Below are 22,486 nucleotides of genomic sequence, written 5' to 3'. Positions count from 1 at the left end.
GCTCCTTGGCGGATTGATCGGCAGCCAGAGTTCTGGATCCGGGAACGCGTCGTGGACGATCGCCTTGCTGATGGTGACGGGGCGGGCGTTCTCGATCTCCGCGGCGAATGGCACTTCGATCAGAAAGACGCGGGCCCCACGTCGCTGGAGCTCGTCGGTAAGCCGTCTGATGATGGCCACATTCGCGCGCGCCGACAAGGTGGGGTCGATCCCGTTCATCTGTTCCAGCGCGCGGTCGAGATAGGCCTTGTTATCGAAGTTATCAGGCGGCTGGCTCAGCAGGCGTTCTTGCTCGGCGCGCGCCTGCGCGGGATTCGGCGGGCCGTGCTTCCACTTCTCGTAGGCTGCGATCGCCGTCCGCACCGGGCGCAGCAGCGGCACATCGGCGGGCGCGCCGCCGGAAAAACTTTCGACCAGAGCGCCGTCGGCCTCACGCGTGAGGAAGTTGGTCTCGATCAGGACGATCTTCGGCAGGTTTGGCTGTCTTGCGACGATCTCGAGGCCGGTCAGCGGCGAGCCTCCCGCCAGCGCCAGATTGCGGATACGGGGCAGCGAGAAATACTCCTCCCTGAGACGCCAGGTGAGCGAGCTGCCGACCAGCACGATATCGGGCGCCGGCTCGTGCACATAGCGGTTGAGCGCGATGAACCTACCGTCGCGGGTGGTCACGGCTGGCTGCTGCAGCGTGGCGCCGAAACGCGGCGTGGCAAGGCCGCAGGCAAGCAGCAGCGCCGCCGCGACGCCCGCGCATTTGATCAGCCATGGGAGCTTTGAGGCCTGCGGCATCGTCAGAACTGGAAGTAAATGAAGGCAGCGTCAGGCCCGGCCTCCAGATAGGCCAGCGCCGCGAGCGCACCATACAGATAAGGCTCCCAGCGCCGCAGCCTTCCCTCCAACAGCGCCCCGAAGCCGAGATGCTGGATGATGACGGGCAAGGCATAGAGCAGGGCGAGATTATAGAACAGCTTCGTCGGATTCGGATTGTCCGTCGGCTTGAACATCCCCGTCAGGTAGGCCAGCGCGTGGTCGAAGTTCGGCAGCTTGAAGAAGATCCAGAGCATCGTCACGCACAGGAAGACGATGCCGATGCGAACGACCCGCACGACGGCGCCGGCCTCGCCCAGCACCTTCAGGAAGGGCCGCTCGATGACGAGCAGGAGACCGTGCAGCATGCCCCACAGCGCGTAGCTCAGGCTGGCGCCGTGCCAGAGCCCTCCGAGCGTCATCACGATCATCAGGTTGAGGCAGGTTCTGGCCGGTCCATGCCTGTTGCCGCCGAGCGGGATGTAGAGATAGGTCCTGAGCCACGTCGACAGCGAGATGTGCCAGCGCGTCCAGAACTCGGAGAAAGACCCGGAGATGTAGGGCAGGTTGAAGTTGACAGGCAGGCGATATCCGAACAGCAGCCCGAGGCCGAGTGCGATCGCCGAATAGCCGAAGAAGTCGGCGTAGATCTGGTAGCTGTACAGGAAGACGAGCAGCCAGCGATCCTGCGTCCGCACCGTCTCATAGAGCGGATAGTCCATGTAGGACGTCATCTCGTTGAGATTGTTGGCGACGTAGAGCTTGAAAAAGAATCCGGTCAGGATCCATTTGGCCGCCTCCACGAAGTCGACGTCGGAGAGCCGCTTGGGCACGATCTGCGGCATGAACTGGCCGGCGCGCGTGATCGGCCCGGACACGAGCTGCGGAAAGAAGATGATGTAGAGGAAGACGTCCCGCAGCGGCGGCGGCCGCTTCTCCCGCGTGAGATCGACCAGCAGGCTGATGTTGTGGAACACGAAGAACGAGATGCCGATCGGCAGCGGTAGTCGCAGCAGGAAATCCAGCGGCGCGACGCCGGTCAGATGAGCCGAGGCGGTGTCGAGGAAGAGCAGCTTGTACTTGAAGAACGCCAGCACGGCGAGATTGAAGGCGATTCCGGCAGGCGTCCACACCGTGCGATTGTCGAACGCCAGGACCAGGCAGACATATGTTCCGAATACGGCGAGCAGCAGCAGCGGCAGCAGCTCCGGCTGGCCCGAGCCATAGAAAACCAGGCTCGCCAGCACGAGCAGCTGGACCTGAAAGCGGCGCAGAGGCGGCAGATAATAGGCGCCGAACACGATCGCGACGAAGACGCCGAACTGGAAGGAAGTGAATGTCATGCCGCCCCGACTGGACCGCTCCGGGATGTACCATCTTCGCTCCCGTCGTTCTAGAGCATGATCCTGAAAAGTGTGCAGCGGTCTTCTGAAAAGATCATGCTTAAACAACAACCTAAAGCATCCATCCCAATCTCATCGCGCTTTAGTCTCGCGGATCGGGTGCAATGTGCATTGTCAAACGCCGCGATACCAGCGGCGGGCCTTGACCTTCCGCCTCCAATCCGCTCCCTTTGCCGCGACACAATGATCCTCTCAGGGAAAACGCCAAGAAAAACGCGAAGGTAAGCCGCCATGTCTTTCGTCCTCGCCATCGACCAGGGCACCACCTCCTCGCGCGCGATCCTGTTTCGCGGCGATATTTCCATCGCGGCGAAGGCGCAGGCCGAGTTTCCGCAGCACTTTCCGGCCTCGGGCTGGGTCGAGCACGAGCCGGAGGACATCTGGACCTCGACCGTGATGGTCTGCCGCGAGGCGATCGAGCATGCCGGCATCAGCGCAAAGGACATCGCCGCGATCGGCATCACCAACCAGCGCGAGACCACCGTGGTTTGGGATCGCGCCACGGGCCAGGCCGTGCACCGCGCCATCGTCTGGCAGGACCGCCGCACCGCCGACATCTGCGCCAAGCTGAAGCACGACGGCCACGAGCCGGTGATCTCCCAGAAGACCGGCCTGATCATCGACCCCTATTTCTCCGGCACCAAGGTCGCCTGGATCCTCGACCACGTTCCCGGCGCCCGCGCCCGCGCCGCGCGTGGCGAGCTGATGTTCGGGACCATCGATTGCTATCTGCTCTGGCGCCTCACGGGCGGCAAGGTGCACGCCACCGACGCCACCAATGCCTCGCGCACGCTGCTGTTCAACATCCACACGGGCCAGTGGGACGACGAGCTGCTGGAGATCATCGGCGTGCCGCGCTCGATGCTCCCCGAGGTGAAGGATTCTTCCGCACGCTTCGGCGAGAGCACGCCGGACCTGTTCGGCGGCGCGATCGCGATCTCCGGGATTGCCGGCGACCAGCAGGCCGCGACCATCGGCCAGGCCTGCTTCCGCCCGGGCATGATGAAGTCCACCTATGGCACCGGCTGTTTCGCGCTGCTCAACACCGGCACGACTCCCGTTGTCTCCAAGAACAAGCTGCTCACCACCGTCGCCTACCAGCTCGATGGCAAACGCACTTACGCGCTCGAAGGCTCGATCTTCGTCGCCGGCTCGGCGGTGCAGTGGTTGCGCGACGGCCTCGGCATCATCAAGCATGCCGCCGAGACCGGTCCGCTCGCCGACCAGTCGGACTCCATGCAGAGCGTCTATCTCGTCCCCGCCTTCGTCGGCATGGGCGCGCCCTACTGGAATCCGCGCGTGCGCGGCGCGCTGTTCGGCCTCACCCGCAACACCGGCCCCGCCGAGCTCGCCCACGCCGCGCTCGAAAGCGTCTGCTACCAGACCTTTGACCTCTGGGCCGCCATGCGCGCGGACTGGCCAAGTTCGGAAACGGCCAGCGTCGTGCTCCGCGTCGACGGCGGCATGACGGCGTCCGACTGGACCATGCAGCGCCTCGCCGATCTCCTCAACGCCCCGGTCGACCGGCCCGTGATCCAGGAGACCACGGCGCTCGGCGCCGCCTATCTGGCCGGCCTCAATGCGGGCGTCTACCCCGAGCCGACCAGGTTCGCCGACAACTGGCGCCTCGAGCACCGCTTCAAGCCGAACATGAGCGAGGCGACGCGCGAGCGAAAGCTCGCCGGCTGGGCAAGGGCGGTGAAGGGCGTGCTCGCGAGCGACGAGGGGGAGGGGTAGGCGTAGGTACAGCCTCGCTCAACTGCCTCCACGTCGTCATTGCGAGGAGCTCTGCGACGAAGCAATCCAGACCGCCTCTGCGGAAAAATCCTGGATTGCTTCGCGGAGCCTGTCATCGGGCCGCGCTTTGCGGACCGGTGGCTCGCAATGACGGAGTGTCGCTGCTGTGGTGCCTCAAACGGCGCCGCCCGCTCGCCTATAACGAAAGAAGCAACAAGAATGATCCTCCCCGACGGCTATTCCGACGTCCCCACAGGCAAGATCGCCGCCGTCGTCACGCATCTCGAGATGAACGCACCTCCCGTGCGTCGGGACGATCCGCCAGGCACCTGGACCCTGCGCAAGGTCGATGCCCCCGCGCCCGCTTGGTATCGCGACCTCTACCGCCGCGTCGGCGAGGAATGGCTGTGGTTCTCGCGCGCACGCATGAGCGACACGGAGCTCGCCGCAATCATCCACGCGCCGGGAATCGAAGTCTATGCACTGGCCGTGGAAGGCCGCGACGAAGGCCTGCTGGAGCTGGACTTCCGCGAACCCGGCCAATGCGAGCTGGTCTATTTCGGCGTCACCGCCGGCTTGATCGGCACCGGCGCCGCCCGCTTCCTGATGAACCGCGCACTGGAGCTCGCGTGGTCACGCGATGTCCGCCGCGTCTGGGTCCATACCTGCACCTTCGATCATCCCTCCGCCGTCGCATTCTACCAGCGCTCCGGCTTCCGCCCCTTCCGCCGCCAGGTCGAGATCGCCGACGATCCGCGCCTCGACGGCACGGCGCCGCGCGATGCGGCGAAGCAGGTGCCGATCATCGAGTAGCCCGGCTGCCTCCCCAACGTCATTGCGAGGAGCCCTTGCGACGAAGCAATCCAGAGTCTTTCCGCGGAAGGATTCTGGATTGCTTCGCTGCACTCGCAATGACGGAGCGTGGTATCTGAGCATTGACTGCGCTTTGTTGCGGGATCCGCAACGCTCTTCTTCCAAGATATCTGTTGCGGCAGGCCCGCATTGGCGATGAACTGGACGGCCTCGCCATCTCCCACGACTGACAAGAGCGCGAACCATGTTCCTGATCGGCCAATACGACTCCCCCTTCGTTCGCCGCGTTGCGATTGCGCTGCGGCTTTACGGGCTCGCTTTCGAGCACAGGCCGTGGTCGACCTTCGGCGATGCCGACAAGATCGCGCCGTATAACCCGCTGCGCCGCGTGCCGACCCTGGTGCTCGACGACGGCGAGGCGCTGATCGAGAGCACGATCATCCTGGACTATCTCGATGAGCTCGTCGGCGAGGGGAAGGCGATGCTGCCGCGCAGCGGAGCAGAGCGGCGCAAGCATCTGCGTATCTGCGCGCTCGCCTCCGGCCTCGGCGACAAGGCGGTGAGCCTGCTCTACGAGCGCGTGCTGCGGAAGGAGCAGCTTGCGCTGTGGGTCGAGCGCTGCCAGGCGCAGATCGCGGACGTCCTCGGCGTATTGGAGGCCGAGCGGGCCAGGGTGACGACGCCCTACTGGCTCGGCGATCGCATCGGCCACGCCGACATCGCGGTCGCCTGCGTCGTGCGCTTCACCCGCGAGGCACATCCGCCTCTGTTCGATGCCGCACGCTATCCGGCGCTCAGCGCGCACGCCGAGCGTTGCGAGGCGCTGGCGCCGTTCCAGGAGATCGTGCAGCCGCTGGCCCCGCCGAAGGGGTGAGGTCGTCTGTCATTCCGGGGCGCGCGTAGCGCGAACCCGGAATCCATCGTGCAGCGGGAGGCTCGCGCTAAGAGGCGCGCCTCGGAATGACGGCGCTGGCCTGGCGAGCGTGTCGGACGGCCACAGCAGCTGATGATGGAAGAATACCCCTGTTTTGCCCGACGCCGCAACGAAATTAGGCAAGACCGAAATTCTTCTATCCCTTCAACCCCATCCTACTGTGCATGGGGTTGTTTTCGCATTTTGTTTTGGAGCGAGACTTACCCCGCGCCTGCGCGCTTCTTCTGCCAGACCAGATGCACCGCGCAGGTGCAGCCCGGCGGATGCGAGGCGAGGTCGTTCGACGCCTCGTCGTTCGCCGGCGTCGCCGCGAAGGGCTTGTCCTGTTGCGACGGGATGTAGTTGAGCACCGGCGCGAGCCAGCGCTCGGCTTCCGCCACCGTCATGCCCTTGCGGGCCGCATAGTCCTCGACCTGATCGCGCTCGATCTTGCCCACGCCGAAATAATAGCTCTCAGGGCTCGCGAAATAGAGCCCGGACACGGAAGAGCCCGGCCACATCGCAAAGCTCTCGGTCAGCTTCACGCCGGCGGTCGCTTCCGCATCGAGCAGCTCGAACAACGTCGCCTTCTCGGTGTGATCGGGCTGCGCGGGATAGCCGGGCGCAGGACGGATGCCCTGATACTTTTCGAGGATCAGCTCGTCGTTGGAGAGCGCCTCGTCCGGCGCGTAGGCCCAGAACTCGCGGCGCACGCGGGCATGCATGCGCTCGGCGAAGGCCTCCGCGAGGCGATCGGCCAGCGCCTTGCACAGGATCGAGGAGTAGTCGTCATTGGCCATCTTGAAGCGGTCGGCGACGGCATCCTCGCCGATGCCTGCGGTGACGACGAAGCCACCGACATAGTCGGCCACGCCGGCGGGCGCGATGAAGTCGGCGAGCGCCGCGTTGAAGCGGCCCTCGCGCTTCTCGAGCTGCTGGCGCAGCGTGTGCAGCGTCGCGATGCTCTTGGTGCGGCTCTCGTCGGCATAGAGCACGATGTCATCGCCTTGCGCATTCGCCGGCCAGAAGCCGATCGTCGCGCGGGCCCGGAACCATTTCTCCTCGACGATGGTATCGAGCATCTTGCGCGCATCGTCATAGAGCGAGCGCGCGACCTCGCCGACCTTGGCATCTTCGAGAACAGCGGGGAAACGGCCGGCGAGCTCCCAGGTCTGGAAGAACGGCGTCCAGTCGATATACGGCACGAGCTCGGCGAGATCGTATGCGTCGAAGCTGCGGGTCCCGAGGAAGGTCGGTTTCACCGGCTTGTTCCTGGCGAAGTCGACCGGCACGCGGTTGGCGCGGGCATCTGCGAGCTTCAGCCGCTTCTTGTCGGCCTGCGCGCGCAGATGCGCTTCCGAGATCTTGGCGTATTCGGCGCGGACCTCGGCGGCGTAGGCCTCGCGCTTCTCGGGCGAGAGCAGCGAGGAGGCGACGCCGACGGCGCGGCTGGCGTCGTTGACGTGCACGACAGGGCCGGCGCGATAGCTCGGGTCGATCTTCACCGCCGTATGCACACGGCTCGTGGTGGCGCCGCCGATCAGCAGCGGCAGCTTCAGTCCCTCGCGCTGCAATTCGCCGGCGAAGAACGCCATCTCGTCGAGCGAAGGCGTGATCAGGCCTGATAGCCCGACGATGTCGGCCTTCTCGGCCTTCACCGTCTCGACGATCTTGGCGGCCGGCACCATCACGCCGAGGTCGATGACCTCGAAATTATTGCACTGGAGCACGATGCCGACGATGTTCTTGCCGATGTCGTGGACGTCGCCCTTCACCGTCGCGAGCACGATCTTGCCGGCGGACGAGGAGCCCTCGGTGGCGATGCCGCTGGCGAGGTTGCGCGCCTTCTCCTCCTCCATGAACGGCATGAGGTAGGCAACGGCCTGCTTCATGACGCGCGCGGACTTCACCACCTGTGGCAGGAACATCCTGCCGTCGCCAAAGAGGTCGCCGACCACGTTCATGCCGGCCATCAGCGGTCCCTCGATCACGTCGAGCGGACGCGAGGAGTTCTTGCGGGCTTCTTCGGTGTCCTGCTCGATGAACTCGGTGATGCCGTGCACCAGCGAATGCGACAGCCGCTTCTCCACCGGCCATTCGCGCCAGGCGAGATCGGCTTCCTTGCTTTCGGTCTTCTTGCCGCGGAATTTCTCGGCGAGCGCCAGCAGGCGCTCGGAGGCGCCGGGATCGCGGTTGAGGACGACATCCTCGCAGGTTTGGCGCAGCTCGGGATCGATGTCGTCATAGACGATCATCTGCCCGGCGTTGACGATGCCCATGTCCATGCCGGCCTTGATGGCGTGATACAGGAACACCGAGTGCATGGCCTCGCGCACCGGCTCGTTGCCGCGGAACGAGAACGAAAGGTTGGAGACGCCGCCCGAAATATGCGCGCCAGGCAGGTTCTTGCGGATCCAGCGCGTCGCCTCGATGAAATCGACGCCGTAATTGTTGTGCTCCTCGATGCCGGTCGCGATCGCGAAAATGTTCGGATCGAAGATGATGTCTTCAGGCGGGAAGCCGACCTTGTTCACCAGGATGTCGTAGGCGCGCTTGCAGATCTCGGTCTTGCGCGCGAAGGTGTCGGCCTGGCCGGCCTCGTCGAACGCCATCACCACCACGGCCGCGCCGTGGCGCCGCGCGATCTTCGCCTCGTGGATGAACTTCTCCTCGCCTTCCTTCATCGAGATCGAGTTGACGACCGGCTTGCCCTGCACGCATTTCAGGCCGGCTTCGATCACCGAGAATTTCGAGGAGTCCACCATGACGGGGACGCGGGCGATGTCGGGCTCGGCGGCGACGAGGTTGAGGAACGTCACCATGGCGGCCTCGGAGTCGAGCAGGCCCTCGTCCATGTTGACGTCGATGATCTGCGCGCCGTTCTCGACCTGGTCGCGCGCGACCTGGAGCGCGGCGGTGTAGTCGCCGGCGGTGATCAGCTTGCGGAAGCGGGCCGATCCCGTGACGTTGGTGCGCTCGCCGACATTGACGAAGGGAATGGCATCCGTCAGCACGAACGGCTCGAGGCCGGACAGCCGCAGGCGCGGTTCGATCTCCGGCACGATGCGCGGCTTGTGCGGGGCGACGGCCGCCGCGATCGCCGCGATATGGTCCGGGGTGGTGCCGCAGCAGCCGCCGACGATGTTGACGAGGCCGTCCCGCGCGAACTCGCCGACCACGCGTGCCATGTACTCCGGCGTCTCGTCATACTGGCCGAACTCGTTGGGCAGGCCGGCGTTCGGATAGGCGCACACAAGCGTGTCGGCAACGCGGCCGATATCGGCGATATGAGCGCGCAGATCTTCCGCGCCGAGCGCGCAGTTGAAGCCGATGGTGATGGGCTTTGCGTGCCGCACCGAATTCCAGAACGCTTCCGGCATCTGACCCGACAGCAGGCGGCCGGACTTGTCGGTGATGGTGCCCGAGACCATCACCGGCATATCGATGCCGAGCTCTTCGGTGATCTCGGCGATGGCATAGAGCGCCGCCTTGGCGTTCAGCGTGTCGAAGATGGTCTCGACCAGCAAGAGGTCGACGCCGCCCTCGATCAGGCCGCGGATCTGCTCGCCATAGGATTTGCGCAGATCGTCGAAGGTGACGGCGCGATAGCCCGGATTGGAAACATCGGGGGAGATCGAGGCGGTGCGGTTGGTCGGGCCGATGGCACCGGCGACGAAGCGCGGCTTGCCGTCCTCGGCTGCGACGCGCCGGGCGGCGTTGCCGGCGAGGCGGGCGCCTTCGCGCGCCATCTCGTAGACGATGTCGGTGAGGTCGTAATCGGCCTGTGCGATCGACGTCGTCGAGAACGTGTTGGTCGCGACGATGTCGGCACCGGCGCGCAAATAGGCGGCGTGGATGTCCTCGATCGCCTGCGGCTGGGTCAGGATCAGAAGATCATTGTTGCCGCGCAGGTCGCGATGGAAGTTCTTGAAGCGCGCGCCGCGGAAGGCTTTCTCGTCGAACTGCAGGTTCTGGATCATCGTGCCCATGGCGCCGTCAAGCACGAGGATGCGCTCGCGCGCGGCGTTCAGCAGGGCAGTTCGCTTGGCGGAAACGGGTGCGGTCATTTTCTCTTACGCAGCCTTCCGGGCGCTCTTGGCGCGAATGCCGAGCAAATGGCTGATCGCGAACACGAGATCGGCGCGGTTCATGGTGTAGAAGTGGAAGGTATCCACGCCGTGCTTGGCCAGCTTCTGCACCTGGCCGGCCGCAACCGTCGCGGCGACCAGCTTGCGGGTCTCGGCATCCTCATCGAGGCCTTCGAATTTCGCTGCGAACCAGTCGGGCACGGTGGTGCCCGCACGCGTCACGAAATTGCGGGCCTGCTTGAAATTGTGCATGGGCATGATGCCCGGCACGATCGGGATGTCGATACCGCGCGCGCGGACACGGTCGAGATAACGGAAGTAGAGGTCGTTGTCGAAGAACACCTGGGTGATCGCGCGCGTCGCACCGGCATCGACTTTTGCCTGAAGCGTGTCGATATCGGCGTCGAAGTCGCGGGCCTCGGGGTGCTTCTCGGGATAGGCCGAGACGGACACTTCGATATCCGCGTGCCGCTTCTTGATGCCGGCGATGAGGTCGGGAGAGCTCTGATAGCCGTCGGGATGGCTGTAATAGGGTGTGCCGATGCCGCCGGCGGGATCGCCCCGCAAGGCCACGATGTGACGGACGCCGACCTCGTGATAGCGGTCGACGATCTCGTCGATCTCGCCGCGCGAGGCGCCGACGCAGGTCAGATGCGCAGCCGGCAGCAGCGCAGTTTCCTTGAGGATGCGGGAGATGGTGGAATGGGTGCGCTCGCGGGTCGAGCCGCCGGCGCCATAGGTCACCGAAACGAATTTCGGATCGAGCGGAGCCAGCCGGTTGATGGTCTCCCAGAGATTGCGCTCCATCTCCTCGGTCTTGGGCGGAAAGAATTCGAAGGAGATCGCTGGCCGCTTCAGGTGCCCGTCTTGCCGATCGGCTGTTGCAGGCGTCGTCAGGTCAGTCATGCCACCACTCGCTCAAAGGTCCCGCCAGGTCTTCCCGGCCGGCCGTCGGGTCTAGTTTGGAAGCGCCCAAGATAGGACAAAGGCAGTCTGGCCGACAGCCCATCCACGGTGGGAAGTGGCCCACTATCGCCGATGGAAGTGGTATTTTACGCTGCCTTGAAGCTGATGTGGGATTTTGGCCCAGTATCTATATTTCATAGTAGATTTATGCACTTGATTCGATTTAGAGATGCACTATGTCGTTCGAATTTGGGTGGGCAGGTTGAAATTGTTGTAACTGCCGCCGTTCTTGTCCCAATGATGGCAGCGTCGCCGGTCGCAGCCACGGCTCTCACACGCCAGATCTGCGCTGTCTGCCCATTGCCGCAGCGCGGCCGTCCACTACGTTAACGCGCCATGATCCCGCTCTCAGTCCTCGACCTCTCCGTCGTCACCACAGGCACAAAGCCTGCCGCGGCGCTGCGCAACAGCATCGACCTGGCGCGCCACGTCGATGGTCTCGGCTATGTCCGCTACTGGCTCGCCGAGCATCACAACCTGGCCTCGGTCGCGAGCCCCGCGCCCGACGTGATGATCGGGCAGATCGCGGCCGTGACGAAGCATATCCGTGTCGGCTCAGGTGGTGTGATGCTGCCCAACCATGCGCCGCTGGCCGTGGCCGAGCGCTTCAAGATGCTGGAGGCGCTGTTTCCCGGCCGCATCGATCTCGGCCTTGGCCGGGCGCCCGGCACTGATGGTGCCACGGCCTACGCGCTGCGCAGCCGGCTCGACCGCCGCGAGGGCGACGATTTCCTGGAGCGGCTCCACGAACTGATCCTGTGGCAGACCCGCGAATTCCCCGCAGGCCACCCCTATAACAACGTCGTGGCGATGCCCGACGACACCGCCCTGCCGCCGATCTGGCTGCTCGGCTCCAGTGATTATTCGTCGGAGCTTGCCGCGCAAGTCGGGATGGGCTTCGCCTTCGCGCATCACTTTGCGTCCCACGATGCGATCGATGCGATGGTGCATTACCGCAACCGCTTCCAACCATCGGCCTGGCGTCCGAGCCCGCATGCGATCCTCGCGGTCGCCGTCATTACGGCTGATACGGACGAGGAGGCCGAAAAGCTCGCGACATCCTTCGACCTCAATCGCCTGCGCCGCGACCGCGGCCAATATCTGCCGCTGCCGAGCGTCGAGGAGGCGCTGGCTTATCCTTATACGGATTCCGAGCGGATCTCGATCGCCCGCAACCGTTCGCGCCTGTTCGTCGGCAATCCCGCGACGGTGCAGCAGAAGCTGCAGCCGCTGATCGACGCCAGCAAACCGGACGAGCTGATGGTGATCACCGCCGTGTACGACCACGAAGCGCGCAAGAAGTCGTATTCGCTGGTGGCGGAGGCGTTCGGGCTTAGAGCGACGGCATAGCTTACCCTCCAGGGGAGGGTGGCAGATCAATCCTGCGTCTCGCTGAACGTCGCGCGGAACGGGTGGCCTGGATACACGCCGACGATACGAAACTCGCGCGAGAAGAATTTCAACTCCTCGATCGCGAACGCCAGGCCCTTGTCCTCGGGGTGGCCGTCGACATCGGCGTAAAACTGCGTGGCGAAGAAATTGCCGTCGACCATGTAGCTTTCGAGTTTGGTCATGTTGACGCCGTTGGTGGCAAAGCCGCCGAGCGCCTTGTAGAGCGCGGCGGGCAGGTTGCGCACGCGAAATACAAAAGTGGTGACCAGCGGGCCGGACCCTTGCGCGGCCCATTTCGGCTCGCGGGCCAGCATCACGAAGCGCGTGGTGTTGTGGGCCTCGTCCTCGATGTCCTCGGCAAGGATGTCGAGGCCATAGATCTTGGCGGCGAGACGCGAGGCGATCGCGGCGACGGTCTTGTCCTTGCGCTCGGAGATGTCGCGGGCGCTGCCGGCGGTGTCGGCGTGTACGATGGGCTTGATGCCGAGCTTGCGGATGATGCGCCGGCACTGGCCGAGCGCGTGCACATGGCTCTCGACGCTCTTGATGTCCTCGATCCTGGTTCCCTTCACCGCCATCAACTGATGCCGGACCGGCAGGAACCATTCGCCGATGATGAACAGGCCGGAAGCCGGCAAGAGGTGGTGAATGTCGGCGACGCGGCCGGCGACCGAATTCTCGATCGGAATCATGCCGAGATCGGCCTCGCCGGACGAGATCGCCGACAGCGCGTCTTCAAAAGTGGCGCAGGGCATCGGCTCGGCGTCGGGATAGGCCTCGACGATGGCGATGTGGGAGTTGGCTCCGGGTTCGCCCTGGAATGCGATCTTCATCTTGCTCATGTCTCGAAGTGCTCCTGGTCGGCCTTGTAGCAGCGGCTCAGGATTTGGAAAGGATGCTGCGCGCGGTTTCGAGATCGGGCGGCGTGTCGACGCCGCGGGGCACGCTGTCGACGATCATGATGTCGATGCGCATGCCGGCCTCGACCGCCCGAAGCTGCTCCAGGCTTTCCTGTTTTTCGAGGGGCGAGGGCGGCAGCGACACGAATCGCTCCAGCGCGGTGCGGCGATAGGCATAAAGACCGATATGGTGGTATCGCGGTCCGTCGCCGTAAGGGGCGGTGGCGCGGGTGAAATAAAGTGCCCGCAACCGCTTCGGCCCGATCGGCGAGCCGATCGCTTTCACCACGCTCGGCGCGAGGTCCTCCTCCTCGGTGTGGATCTGCGAAGCCAGCGTCACGATGTCGACCGCGGGGTCATCAAACGGCGGCAGCACCTCGCGGATGGTCTGCGGCGTAATGGTCGGGAAATCGCCCTGCAGGTTGATCACGATCTCGGCCTTGCCCTCGGGGTCGAGCTTCAGCATGGCCTCATGGATGCGGTCCGAGCCGGAGGGGTGTTCGGCGCGGGTCATCACCGCCTCCCCGCCATGGGCCGTCACGACCGAGGCGATCTCGTCCGTGTCGGTGGCGACCGCGACCCGGCCGATGCCGGCGGCCTCCGCACGGCGCAGCACATGCACGATCATCGGCAGGCCCGCGATGTCGGCGAGCGGCTTGCCGGGCAGGCGGGTAGCGGCCATGCGGGCCGGGATCAGCACCAGGATGCGGGGATCGATCATTGGTTCAAGGGCCTGGGTTCAAGGGCCTGGAAATGGAGCGTTTTCCGCGCCGAGAAATGGGGTGGGGACCGGTTCGAAGCCGGGTCGCTTATACGGGTTGCCAGACCCTGGGCAAACCGATATCTCAGTGGCAAAACTCGGGGAAACAACAAGGAACGTTCTGATTCTCCCGAGGCTCGTCCTGGCGGCCGCTTCGGCCGCTTAATCCTTCTCAGCGGTGTGGGGCCTGGCCGGAAATGGACTCGTTTGAACTGAACAAGATTCTCGGGGCCGTGCTCGGCACCTGTCTCATCCTGCTGGTGACGAGCTTCACCGCCCAGGCACTGTTCTCCCCCAAGATGCCGGAAAAGCCGGGCTTCGAAATCGCGGTGAAGGAAGACGCCGGCCACGGCAAGGAAGGCGGCGGGGCCGCGGCTTCCTCCGAGCCGATTGAAAAGCTGCTCCAGACCGCCTCCGTCGACAAGGGCGCGGCCGCCGCCAAGAAGTGCGGCGCCTGCCACACCTTCGAAAAGGGCGGCCCGAATCGCGTCGGTCCGAACCTCTATGGCGTTGTCGGCGAGCCGAAGGGTGAGGGCCGCGGCTTCAACTTCTCGGCCGCCATGAAGGGCAAGGGCGGCACCTGGACCTTCGACGATCTCAACAAGTTCATCGCCAATCCGAAGGGGTTCATTCCGGGCACCGCGATGGGCTTCGCCGGTATCCCGAAGGATTCCGAGCGCGCCGACGTCATCGCCTATCTGAACTCGCTGTCGGATCATCCGCAGCCGCTGCCGACGGCGTCGAAATAAGGCTTCAAGAACCGATTTTGGAAGAGCGGCCAGGCTGAAAAGCCTGGCCGTTTCCGTATCCGGGCCTCGCGGGCTCGTTATCGGGGCGTTTGGCCGCATCCGACAGGCCGTCCGGCCTTCCAAGATGAGGAAAAAGCAACATATTCCGTCGAAACCTCGCCTATATTGGGACCTTAAAGGAGTAGCCTCCTTCAAGACAGGACTGTTGATTTGGCCATTACCCGACGCGATCTCCTGCTCACCGGCACTGCGGCCGCAGCGCTCCCCGCCCTCGGTTCCGTGGGGGGCGTTCCCGTCATCGGCGCCGCGCAGGGGCAGTCGGCGAGTGAGCTGCCCTCGAATGGGTTGCCTTGGCGTCATGCGCTGTCGCTGTTCGGCAAGGTCAAGTACCCCGCCGACTTCAAGCGCTTCGACTACGTCAATCCGGAAGCCCCGAAGGGCGGCGTCGCGCGCCAGATCGCCGTCGGCACGTTCGACAATTTCAACATCGTCGTGTCTGGGGTGAAGGGCCAGGTCTCCGGAGCGGTCGCGTTCATCTACGAATCCCTGCTCACCCCTGCGCTCGACGAAGTCTCGACCGAATATGGTGCGCTGGCCGAAGCCGTCAGCCACCCCGACGATTTCTCCTTCGTCACCTATCGCTTGCGGCCGCAGGCCAAATGGCACGACGGCAAGCCCGTCACCGTCGAGGACGTGATCTTCTCGCTCGATTCCTTCAAGAAGCATCACCCGATGTATTCGGCCTATTACAGCCATGTCGTGAAGGCCGAGAAGGTAGGCGAGCGCGAGGTGAAGTTCGTGTTCGACGCGCCGGGCAATCGCGAATTGCCGCAGATCGTGGGGCAGCTCACGGTTCTGCCGAAGCATTGGTGGGAGGGGACCGACGCGCAGGGCCGCAAGCGCGATGTCTCCGCGACCACGCTCGAAGTGCCGCTCGGGTCCGGCCCCTACAAGGTCAAGGAATTCGTCGCCGGACGCTCGATCGCGCTGGAGCGCGTCAAGGATTATTGGGGGCGCGATCTCGCCGTCAACGTCGGCCGCAACAATTTCGACGAGCTGCGCTACGAATATTTCCGCGACGCCACCGTGGCGATCGAGGCCTTCAAGGCCGACCAGGTCGACTGGCGCACCGAGAACAGCGCCAAGAACTGGGCGACGGCCTACGACTTCCCGGCCGTGGCCGAAAAGCGGGTGATCCTCGAGGAGTTCGCCAATCGCAGCTCCGGCGTGATGCAGGCTTTCGTCCCCAACCTGCGCCGCGCCAAGTTCAGCGATCCACGCGTGCGTCGTGCGCTCAACTACGCGTTCGACTTCGAGGAGATGAACAAGCAGATCTTCTACGGCCAGTACAAGCGCATCAGCAGCTATTTCGACGGCATCGACGAGCTCATGGCGACCGGGGTGCCGCAGGGCAAGGAGCTCGAAATCCTCGAGACCGTTCGTGCCGAAGTGCCGCCCGAAGTCTTCACGACGGCCTACACCAATCCGGTCGGCGGCAGTCCCGAAGCCGTGCGCGACAATCTCCGCGAGGCGCTGCGCCTGTTCAAGGAGGCCGGCTACGAGGTGCGCGACCGCAAGCTGATCGACGTCAAGACCGGCGCACAATTCTCGCTCGAATTGCTGAACCAGGATCCGAGCTTCGAACGGGTCACGCTGTTCTACAAGCCGTCGCTAGAGCGGCTCGGCATTGCCGTCAGCGTGCGGACGGTCGATCCGACCCAATACGAGAACCGGACGCGCGAGTGGGATTTCGACGTCGTCACCAACTCCTGGGGCGAGTCGCAATCGCCGGGCAACGAACAGCGCGAGTTCTGGTCGTCCAAGTCGGCCGACATTGCCGGCTCGCGCAACATCGCGGGGATCAAGAACCCGGCGGTCGACAAGCTGATCGAGCGGTTGATCTACGCCAGGGATCGCGACGATCTCGTCGCGGCCACCAAGGCACTGGATCGCGTGCTGCTGTGGAACCACTACGTCGTGCCGCAATGGACCTACAACAAGGTGCGCACCGCGCGATGGGATCGCTTCGGCCGGCCGGCGGAACTGCCCAAATACGGTCAGTCCGGCTTTCCGTTCATCTGGTGGTACGACGCAGACAAGGCGGCGCGGATCGCAAAGAAGTCGTGAAGGGAATCCCCCGCATGGCGCAGCTTTCACGCCGGCATGTGCTGGCCTTAAGTGCCGGCGGTGCACTCAGCGCCGCCTTGTTGCGCGGCGCGGCGGCGTCGGAAGGGCCAGCCGAAGCCCACGGCATCTCCGCCTTCGGCGATCTCAAATATCCCGCCGACTTCCACCATTTCGATTACGTCAACCTCGATGCACCAAAGGGCGGCACCTTCTCGCTGATCCCGTCGGTGCGCGCCTACAATCAGTCCTACCAGACCTTCAACTCGCTCAATGCCTACATCCTGAAAGGCGACGGCGCGCAAGGCATGGACATGACGTTTTCGCCGCTGATGGTTCGGGCAAACGACGAGCCCGATGCGATGTACGGGCTGGTTGCCAAATCCGTGCAGGTATCGGCGGACAAGCTGGTCTACCGCTTCACGATGCGGCCCGAGGCGAAATTCCACGACGGCAGCAAGCTCACCGCCCACGATGCGGCATTTTCGCTGACGGCGCTTAAGACAAAGGGACATCCGCTGATCATCGTGCAGATGCGCGACATGGTCAGTGCGGAAGCTCTCGACGATGCGACGCTCGTGGTCACCTTCGCCAGGGGACGCGCGCGCGACGTGCCGCTCTATGTCGCGGGCCTGCCCATCTTCTCGAAGGCGTATTATGCGTCCCGTCCGTTCGACGAATCGTCGCTGGAGATCCCGCTGGGTTCCGGTCCGTACAAGGTCGGCAGGTTCGAGGTCAATCGTTACATCGAATACGAGCGGGTGAAGGACTGGTGGGCCGCCGATCTGCCGGTTTGCCGCGGCAGCTACAATTTCGATGTCGTGCGCTACGAATTCTATCGCGATCGCGATGTCGCTTTCGAGGGCTTTACCGGCAAGAACTATCTCTACCGCGAGGAGTTCACGTCCCGCATCTGGGCGACGCGTTACGATTTTCCGGCCGTGAAGGACGGCCGGGTCAAGATGGAGGTCGTGCCCGACGATACGCCGTCCGGTGCGCAGGGCTGGTTCATCAACACGCGGCGTGACAAGTTCAGGGATCCGCGCGTGCGCGAGGCCCTGATCAACGCCTTCGATTTCGAGTGGACCAACAAGACCATCATGTACGGAGCCTATGCCCGTACGGTGTCGCCGTTCCAGAACTCTGACCTGATGGCCGGCAATGGGCCTCCGTCGCCGGAAGAGCTGAAGCTGCTGGAGCCGTTCCGCGGCCAGGTTCCCGACGACGTGTTCGCGGCGCCGTTCACCCCGCCGGTCTCGGACGGTTCCGGGCAGGATCGCAGCCTGCTGCGCAGGGCGCAGCAGCTGTTGAATGAGGCCGGCGTGCCCATCAAGGACGGAAAGCGGGTGCTGCCGAACGGCGAAGTCTTCAGGATCGAGTTCCTGCTGGACGAGCCCTCGTTCCAGCCGCATCACGCGCCTTACATCAAGAATCTGGGCACGCTCGGCATCGAGGCGAGCGTGCGCGTCGTCGACGCCGTGCAGCACAAGGCGCGTCAGGAAGATTTCGACTTCGACATGACCATCCAGCGCTTCAGCATGTCGGCGACGCCGGGCGATGCCATGCGCGCGTTCTTCTCGTCGCAGGTCGCGAACACCAAGGGCTCGTACAATCTCGCGGGCGTCGCCAGCCCGGCCATCGACGCCATGATCGAGAAGATCATGGCGGCCGACAGCCGCGAGGAATTGACCGTCGCCTGCCGTGCGTTCGATCGGTTGTTCCGCGCTGGCCGCTATTGGGTGCCACAATGGTATAACAAGACCCATCGGCTGGCTTATTGGGATCAGTTCGGCCACCCCCAAAAGCTGCCGCGTTACGCCAATGGCGTCGGTGCGCCCGACATCTGGTGGTATGAACCCGCCAAGGCGGCCAAGCTCGAGCAGGCGAAATAATCATGAGCGCCTATATCGCCCGCCGTCTCCTCCTGATGATCCCGACCCTGCTCGGGATCCTCTTTGTCTCCTTCGTCGTGGTGCAGTTCGCGCCGGGCGGCCCGGTCGAGCGCGTCATCGCGCAGCTCTCGGGCGCCGACACCGGCGGCACCTCGCGCATCTCGGGCGGCGGTGACTTTGCACAGCGCGCTCCGGGGCAGGTCGGCGCCGGCGGGGATGCCATCAACTCCAAATATCGCGGCGCGCAGGGGCTCGACCCTGATTTCATCAAGAAGCTGGAGGTGCAGTTCGGCTTCGACAAGCCGGCGCCGGAACGCTTCCTGCTGATGGTGTGGAATTTCGCCCGTTTCGATTTCGGCAAGAGCTATTTTCGCGACGTCAGCGTGCTGCAGCTCATCAAGGAGAAGTTGCCGGTCTCGATCTCGCTTGGCCTCTGGCTGACACTTCTGACCTATCTGATCTCGATCCCGCTCGGCATTCGCAAGGCCGTGAACGACGGCGCGCGGTTCGACACCTGGACCTCGACCGTGCTCGTGCTCGGCTATGCGATTCCCGGCTTCCTGTTCGCGATCCTTCTCATCATCCTGTTTGCCGGCGGCTCGTTCTTCAATTGGTTCCCGCTGCGCGGACTGACCTCGGACGGCTGGTCGCAATTTCCCTGGTACTGGAAAATCATCGATTATTTCTGGCATCTGACGCTGCCGCTGATCGCCATGGGGCTAGGTGCGTTCACCACCATGACGTTCCTGACCAAGAACTCGTTCCTCGACGAGATCCGCAAGCAATACGTCATGACCGCGCGCGCCAAGGGCTGCAGCGAGAACCGGGTGCTATACGGCCACGTCTTCCGCAACGCGATGTTGATCGTGATCGCCGGCTTCCCCGGGACCTTCATCCACGCGTTCTTTTCCGGCTCGCTCCTGATCGAGACCATCTTCTCGCTGGACGGGCTGGGGCTGCTCAGCTTCGAGAGCGTGCTCAACCGCGACTACCCCGTGGTGTTCGGCACGCTCTACATCTTTTCGCTGGTCGGACTCGTGATCAACCTGATCTCCGACCTGACCTATATGTGGATCGACCCCCGGATCGATTTCGAGGCACGGGAGGTCTGATGACGATCACCGCGCCGACGCCGATCGAGACCACAGCGAAGTCGCCGCTTGGCGACGCCGTTCCGATCACGCGCAAGCCGTTCGCGCCATCACCGCTGAACAGGCGGCGGTGGCAGAACTTCAAGGCCAACCGCCGGGGCTACTGGTCGTTCTGGATCTTCATCATCCTGTTCGTCATCTCGCTGTTTGCCGAGCTGATCGCCAACGATCGGCCGTTCCTGATCAAGTTCGACGGCCACCTGTATTGGCCGGCCTTCGTGACCTATTCGGAGACGACCTTCGGCGGCGATTTCGAGACGGCGGCCGACTACCGCGATCCCTATTTGCAGAAGCTGATCAGGGACAAGGGCGGCACCATCGTCTGGCCGCTGATCCGTTACTCATACGATACGCACAATCTCGACCTGCCGACGCCGGCGCCGTCGCCCCCGACCTGGATGCTGACGGAGAAGCAGTGCCAGCCGGTGGTGGAGAAGAAGGGTCTGAAGAGCTGCCGCGACCTCGAATACAACTGGCTCGGCACCGACGATCAGGGGCGTGACGTGGTGGCGCGGCTGATCTACGGCTTCCGCATCTCCGTGCTGTTCGGTCTTTGCCTCACCATCGTCTCATCCGTCGTCGGCATCGCGGCGGGCGCGGTGCAGGGCTATTTCGGCGGCCGGGTCGACCTCATCTTCCAGCGCTTCATCGAGATCTGGACGGCAATTCCCTCGCTCTACCTTCTCCTCATTCTTTCCTCGGTGCTGGTGCCCGGCTTCTTCGTGCTGCTCGGTATTCTGCTGCTGTTCTCCTGGGTCTCGCTGGTCGGTCTGGTGCGGGCCGAATTCCTGCGCGGGCGCAATTTCGAATACATCCAGGCGGCGCGGGCGCTCGGCGTCTCCAACCCGGTCATCATGTTCCGCCACCTGCTGCCGAACGCGATGGTCGCGACCATGACGTTCCTGCCCTTCATCGTGTCGAGTTCGGTGATGACCCTGACGGCGCTCGATTTCCTCGGCTTCGGCCTGCCGCCGGGATCGCCCTCGCTCGGTGAATTGCTGTCGCAGGCCAAGGCCAATGTGCAGGCGCCGTGGCTCGGCTTCTCCGGCTTCTTCTCGGTCGCCATCATGCTGTCGCTCCTGATCTTCATCGGCGAAGCCGTGCGCGACGCCTTCGATCCGCGCAAGACGTTCAGGTAAGGCCATGGACGCGATCAACCAGCCCCTGCTCAGCGTGCGCGACCTCTCGGTGGCCTTCCACCAGGGCGGTGCCTCCACGCTGGCGGTCGACAAGGTCTCGTTCCAGATCAAGCGCGGCGAATGCGTCGCGCTGGTCGGCGAATCCGGCTCCGGCAAGTCGGTCAGCGCGCTGTCGATCCTCAAGCTCCTGCCCTATCCGAACGCCTCCCATCCCTCGGGCAGCATCCGCTTCAAGGGGCAGGAGCTGATCGACCAGTCCGAGCAGCAGATGCGGGAGATCAGAGGCAGCGACATCTCCATCATCTTCCAGGAGCCGATGACCTCGCTCAATCCGTTGCACACGATCGAGGCGCAGATCGGCGAGATCATCCAGCTGCACAATCCGACCAGCAATGCCGAGGCGCGCAAGCGGACCCTGGAGCTGCTGACGCAGGTCGGCATCTCCGAGCCCGAAACGCGGCTGAAGAGCTACCCGCACCAGCTCTCCGGCGGCCAGCGGCAGCGCGTGATGATCGCGATGGCGCTCGCCAACGAGCCGGACCTGTTGATCGCGGACGAGCCGACCACGGCGCTCGACGTCACCGTGCAGGCGCAGATCCTGGCGCTGCTCGCCGAGATCCGTTCGCGGCTCGGCATGAGCCTGCTCTTCATCACCCACGACCTCGGCATCGTGCGCCGCATCGCCGACACCGTCTGCGTCATGAAGGGCGGCGTGATCGTCGAGCAGGGGCCGGTCGAGCAGGTCTTCAAGAGCCCGAGCCATCCCTATACGCGCGACCTGCTCGCGGCCGAGCCGAAGCCCGATCCGGCGCCGCCGCAGCCGAGCGCGCCGGTGGTGATGTCGGCCGATGATCTGAAGGTGTGGTTCCCGATCAAGCGAGGTCTGATGCGCAAGACGGTCGGTCACATCAAGGCGGTCGACGGCGTCAGCGTCGCCGTGCGCAAGGGCGAGACGCTCGGAGTCGTCGGCGAATCCGGCTCCGGCAAAACGACGCTCGGGCTCGCCTTGCTGCGGCTGATCTCCTCGAACGGCCGCATCGTGTTCCTCGGCAAGGACATCCAGGGCCTGCGCTTCAAGGAGATGCGGCCGTTCCGGCGCGACATGCAGATCGTGTTTCAGGATCCGTTCGGCTCGCTCAGCCCGCGCATGTCGGTCGCCGACATCATCGCCGAAGGTCTTTCGGTCCATCAGCCGAAGCTGTCGGGCGAAGAGCGCGAGGCGCGCGTCGTGAAGGCGCTCGAGGATGTCGGGCTTAATCCGGATACGCGTTTCCGCTATCCGCATGAGTTCTCCGGCGGCCAGCGCCAGCGCATCAGTATCGCGCGGGCGGTGGTGCTGGAGCCCGACTTCGTGGTGCTGGACGAGCCGACCAGCGCGCTCGACATGCTGTTTCAGGCGCAGATGGTCGATCTGCTGCGCGAACTCCAGCGCAAGCGCGAGCTCACCTACATGTTCATCTCGCACGACTTGCGCGTCGTCGCCTCGCTCGCCAGCCATCTCATCGTGATGCGCGGCGGCAAGGTGGTCGAGGAGGGCCAGGCCGCCGAGCTGTTCAAGAATCCGAAGACGGATTACACGCGCGCGCTGTTCGCGGCCGCGTTCCGACTGGAGACGGCAGGGAACGGCTCGGTGGCGACGTAACGTTTCGTCATTCA

General features: G+C 64.3%; 16 protein-coding genes (1 of these 16 cut by a window edge). 10 read left to right on the top strand and 6 right to left on the bottom strand.

Annotation, left to right across the window (positions count from 1 at the left end; translation table 11 throughout):
* Both ACRQ5Q_RS37585 and ACRQ5Q_RS37580 read right to left on the bottom strand, forming a co-directional pair.
* On the bottom strand, positions 1–786 hold the 5' portion of the coding sequence (locus tag ACRQ5Q_RS37585) for a hypothetical protein (RefSeq protein WP_439394863.1). 108 nt of this gene lie to the left of the window's left edge; 786 of the gene's 894 nt are visible here — the first part of the coding sequence; it begins with the start codon at positions 784–786; its stop codon lies off the left edge, out of view.
* Between the two features lie 2 nt (positions 787–788).
* Positions 789–2,147 carry an MBOAT family O-acyltransferase gene (locus tag ACRQ5Q_RS37580; RefSeq protein WP_439370616.1) on the bottom strand — a complete coding sequence of 453 codons (1,359 nt, stop codon included), beginning with the start codon at positions 2,145–2,147 and terminating at the stop codon, positions 789–791.
* 291 nt (positions 2,148–2,438) lie between these two features.
* Between ACRQ5Q_RS37580 and glpK the strand changes: the two genes are divergently transcribed.
* The 3 genes from glpK (at position 2,439) to ACRQ5Q_RS37565 (ending at position 5,631) form a co-directional block, all read left to right on the top strand.
* Entirely contained in the window at positions 2,439–3,944 is a 1,506-nt protein-coding gene (gene glpK / locus ACRQ5Q_RS37575) for a glycerol kinase GlpK (RefSeq protein ID WP_439370615.1), read from the top strand.
* 219 nt (positions 3,945–4,163) lie between these two features.
* Positions 4,164–4,757, top strand: coding sequence for a GNAT family N-acetyltransferase (locus ACRQ5Q_RS37570; RefSeq protein ID WP_439394861.1), 594 nt, complete (start codon positions 4,164–4,166; stop codon positions 4,755–4,757).
* Positions 4,758–5,001: 244 nt separating this feature from the next.
* On the top strand, positions 5,002–5,631 hold the full coding sequence (locus ACRQ5Q_RS37565; protein ID WP_439394859.1) for a glutathione S-transferase family protein: 630 nt from the start codon (positions 5,002–5,004) through the stop codon (positions 5,629–5,631).
* A gap of 260 nt (positions 5,632–5,891) precedes the next feature.
* On the opposite strand, the gene metH is transcribed toward ACRQ5Q_RS37565, so the two are convergent.
* Entirely contained in the window at positions 5,892–9,737 is a 3,846-nt protein-coding gene (gene metH, locus ACRQ5Q_RS37560) for a methionine synthase (protein WP_439394857.1), read from the bottom strand.
* Between the two features lie 6 nt (positions 9,738–9,743).
* A complete protein-coding gene (gene metF / locus ACRQ5Q_RS37555; RefSeq protein WP_439370609.1) occupies positions 9,744–10,664 on the bottom strand; it encodes a methylenetetrahydrofolate reductase [NAD(P)H] in 921 nt (306 codons plus the stop codon).
* A gap of 396 nt (positions 10,665–11,060) precedes the next feature.
* On the opposite strand from metF, the gene ACRQ5Q_RS37550 reads away from it, so the two are divergent.
* Positions 11,061–12,074: an LLM class flavin-dependent oxidoreductase gene (locus ACRQ5Q_RS37550; RefSeq protein ID WP_439394855.1), complete on the top strand. Its 1,014-nt coding sequence runs from the start codon at positions 11,061–11,063 to the stop codon at positions 12,072–12,074.
* 26 nt (positions 12,075–12,100) lie between these two features.
* Here ACRQ5Q_RS37550 and ACRQ5Q_RS37545 read toward each other — a convergent pair whose 3' ends face one another.
* Both ACRQ5Q_RS37545 and ACRQ5Q_RS37540 read right to left on the bottom strand, forming a co-directional pair.
* The gene (locus tag ACRQ5Q_RS37545; protein ID WP_439394853.1) at positions 12,101–12,958 is read right to left on the bottom strand and encodes a prephenate dehydratase; all 858 of its coding nucleotides are present in this window, start codon (positions 12,956–12,958) and stop codon (positions 12,101–12,103) included.
* Between the two features lie 37 nt (positions 12,959–12,995).
* Positions 12,996–13,736, bottom strand: a complete 741-nt coding sequence (locus tag ACRQ5Q_RS37540) for a 3-deoxy-manno-octulosonate cytidylyltransferase (protein WP_439370604.1) — start codon at positions 13,734–13,736, stop codon at positions 12,996–12,998.
* A 236-nt stretch (positions 13,737–13,972) separates the two neighbouring features.
* Here ACRQ5Q_RS37540 and ACRQ5Q_RS37535 point away from each other — a divergent pair, with 236 nt between their 5' ends.
* The 6 genes from ACRQ5Q_RS37535 to ACRQ5Q_RS37510 all read left to right on the top strand — a co-directional run bounded on the left by ACRQ5Q_RS37535 (position 13,973) and on the right by ACRQ5Q_RS37510 (position 22,472).
* On the top strand, positions 13,973–14,524 hold the full coding sequence (locus ACRQ5Q_RS37535; RefSeq protein WP_439394851.1) for a c-type cytochrome: 552 nt from the start codon (positions 13,973–13,975) through the stop codon (positions 14,522–14,524).
* 210 nt (positions 14,525–14,734) lie between these two features.
* A complete protein-coding gene (locus ACRQ5Q_RS37530) occupies positions 14,735–16,651 on the top strand; it encodes an extracellular solute-binding protein (protein ID WP_439370601.1) in 1,917 nt (638 codons plus the stop codon).
* Positions 16,652–16,665: 14 nt separating this feature from the next.
* The gene (locus ACRQ5Q_RS37525) at positions 16,666–18,540 is read left to right on the top strand and encodes an extracellular solute-binding protein (RefSeq protein WP_439394849.1); all 1,875 of its coding nucleotides are present in this window, start codon (positions 16,666–16,668) and stop codon (positions 18,538–18,540) included.
* Positions 18,541–18,542: 2 nt separating this feature from the next.
* Positions 18,543–19,652: a microcin C ABC transporter permease YejB gene (locus ACRQ5Q_RS37520; RefSeq protein WP_439370598.1), complete on the top strand. Its 1,110-nt coding sequence runs from the start codon at positions 18,543–18,545 to the stop codon at positions 19,650–19,652.
* Entirely contained in the window at positions 19,652–20,830 is a 1,179-nt protein-coding gene (locus tag ACRQ5Q_RS37515) for an ABC transporter permease (protein ID WP_439370597.1), read from the top strand. The genes ACRQ5Q_RS37520 and ACRQ5Q_RS37515 overlap by 1 nt, the downstream gene beginning before the upstream one ends.
* Before the next feature lie 4 nt (positions 20,831–20,834).
* A complete protein-coding gene (locus ACRQ5Q_RS37510; RefSeq protein WP_439370596.1) occupies positions 20,835–22,472 on the top strand; it encodes an ABC transporter ATP-binding protein in 1,638 nt (545 codons plus the stop codon).
* Positions 22,473–22,486 lie beyond the last annotated feature (14 nt).

Origin of the sequence: Bradyrhizobium sp. PMVTL-01, assembly GCF_051861855.1 — a bacterium.
Taxonomy (GTDB): domain Bacteria; phylum Pseudomonadota; class Alphaproteobacteria; order Rhizobiales; family Xanthobacteraceae; genus Bradyrhizobium.
The sequence above is the reverse complement of the archived record's forward strand: the minus strand, read 5'-3'. Positions and strand labels throughout refer to the sequence as shown.

Bases quoted from the DNA above. Each gene is read 5' to 3' on its own strand.
- ACRQ5Q_RS37580 (WP_439370616.1), bottom strand. From the start codon at position 2,147: ATGACATTCACTTCCTTCCAGTTCGGCGTCTTCGTCGCGATCGTGTTC.
- glpK (WP_439370615.1), top strand. From the start codon at position 2,439: ATGTCTTTCGTCCTCGCCATCGACCAGGGCACCACCTCCTCGCGCGCG.
- ACRQ5Q_RS37570 (WP_439394861.1), top strand. From the start codon at position 4,164: ATGATCCTCCCCGACGGCTATTCCGACGTCCCCACAGGCAAGATCGCC.
- ACRQ5Q_RS37565 (WP_439394859.1), top strand. From the start codon at position 5,002: ATGTTCCTGATCGGCCAATACGACTCCCCCTTCGTTCGCCGCGTTGCG.
- metH (WP_439394857.1), bottom strand. From the start codon at position 9,737: ATGACCGCACCCGTTTCCGCCAAGCGAACTGCCCTGCTGAACGCCGCG.
- metF (WP_439370609.1), bottom strand. From the start codon at position 10,664: ATGACTGACCTGACGACGCCTGCAACAGCCGATCGGCAAGACGGGCAC.
- ACRQ5Q_RS37550 (WP_439394855.1), top strand. From the start codon at position 11,061: ATGATCCCGCTCTCAGTCCTCGACCTCTCCGTCGTCACCACAGGCACA.
- ACRQ5Q_RS37545 (WP_439394853.1), bottom strand. From the start codon at position 12,958: ATGAGCAAGATGAAGATCGCATTCCAGGGCGAACCCGGAGCCAACTCC.
- ACRQ5Q_RS37540 (WP_439370604.1), bottom strand. From the start codon at position 13,736: ATGATCGATCCCCGCATCCTGGTGCTGATCCCGGCCCGCATGGCCGCT.
- ACRQ5Q_RS37535 (WP_439394851.1), top strand. From the start codon at position 13,973: ATGGACTCGTTTGAACTGAACAAGATTCTCGGGGCCGTGCTCGGCACC.
- ACRQ5Q_RS37525 (WP_439394849.1), top strand. From the start codon at position 16,666: ATGGCGCAGCTTTCACGCCGGCATGTGCTGGCCTTAAGTGCCGGCGGT.
- ACRQ5Q_RS37520 (WP_439370598.1), top strand. From the start codon at position 18,543: ATGAGCGCCTATATCGCCCGCCGTCTCCTCCTGATGATCCCGACCCTG.
- ACRQ5Q_RS37515 (WP_439370597.1), top strand. From the start codon at position 19,652: ATGACGATCACCGCGCCGACGCCGATCGAGACCACAGCGAAGTCGCCG.
- ACRQ5Q_RS37510 (WP_439370596.1), top strand. From the start codon at position 20,835: ATGGACGCGATCAACCAGCCCCTGCTCAGCGTGCGCGACCTCTCGGTG.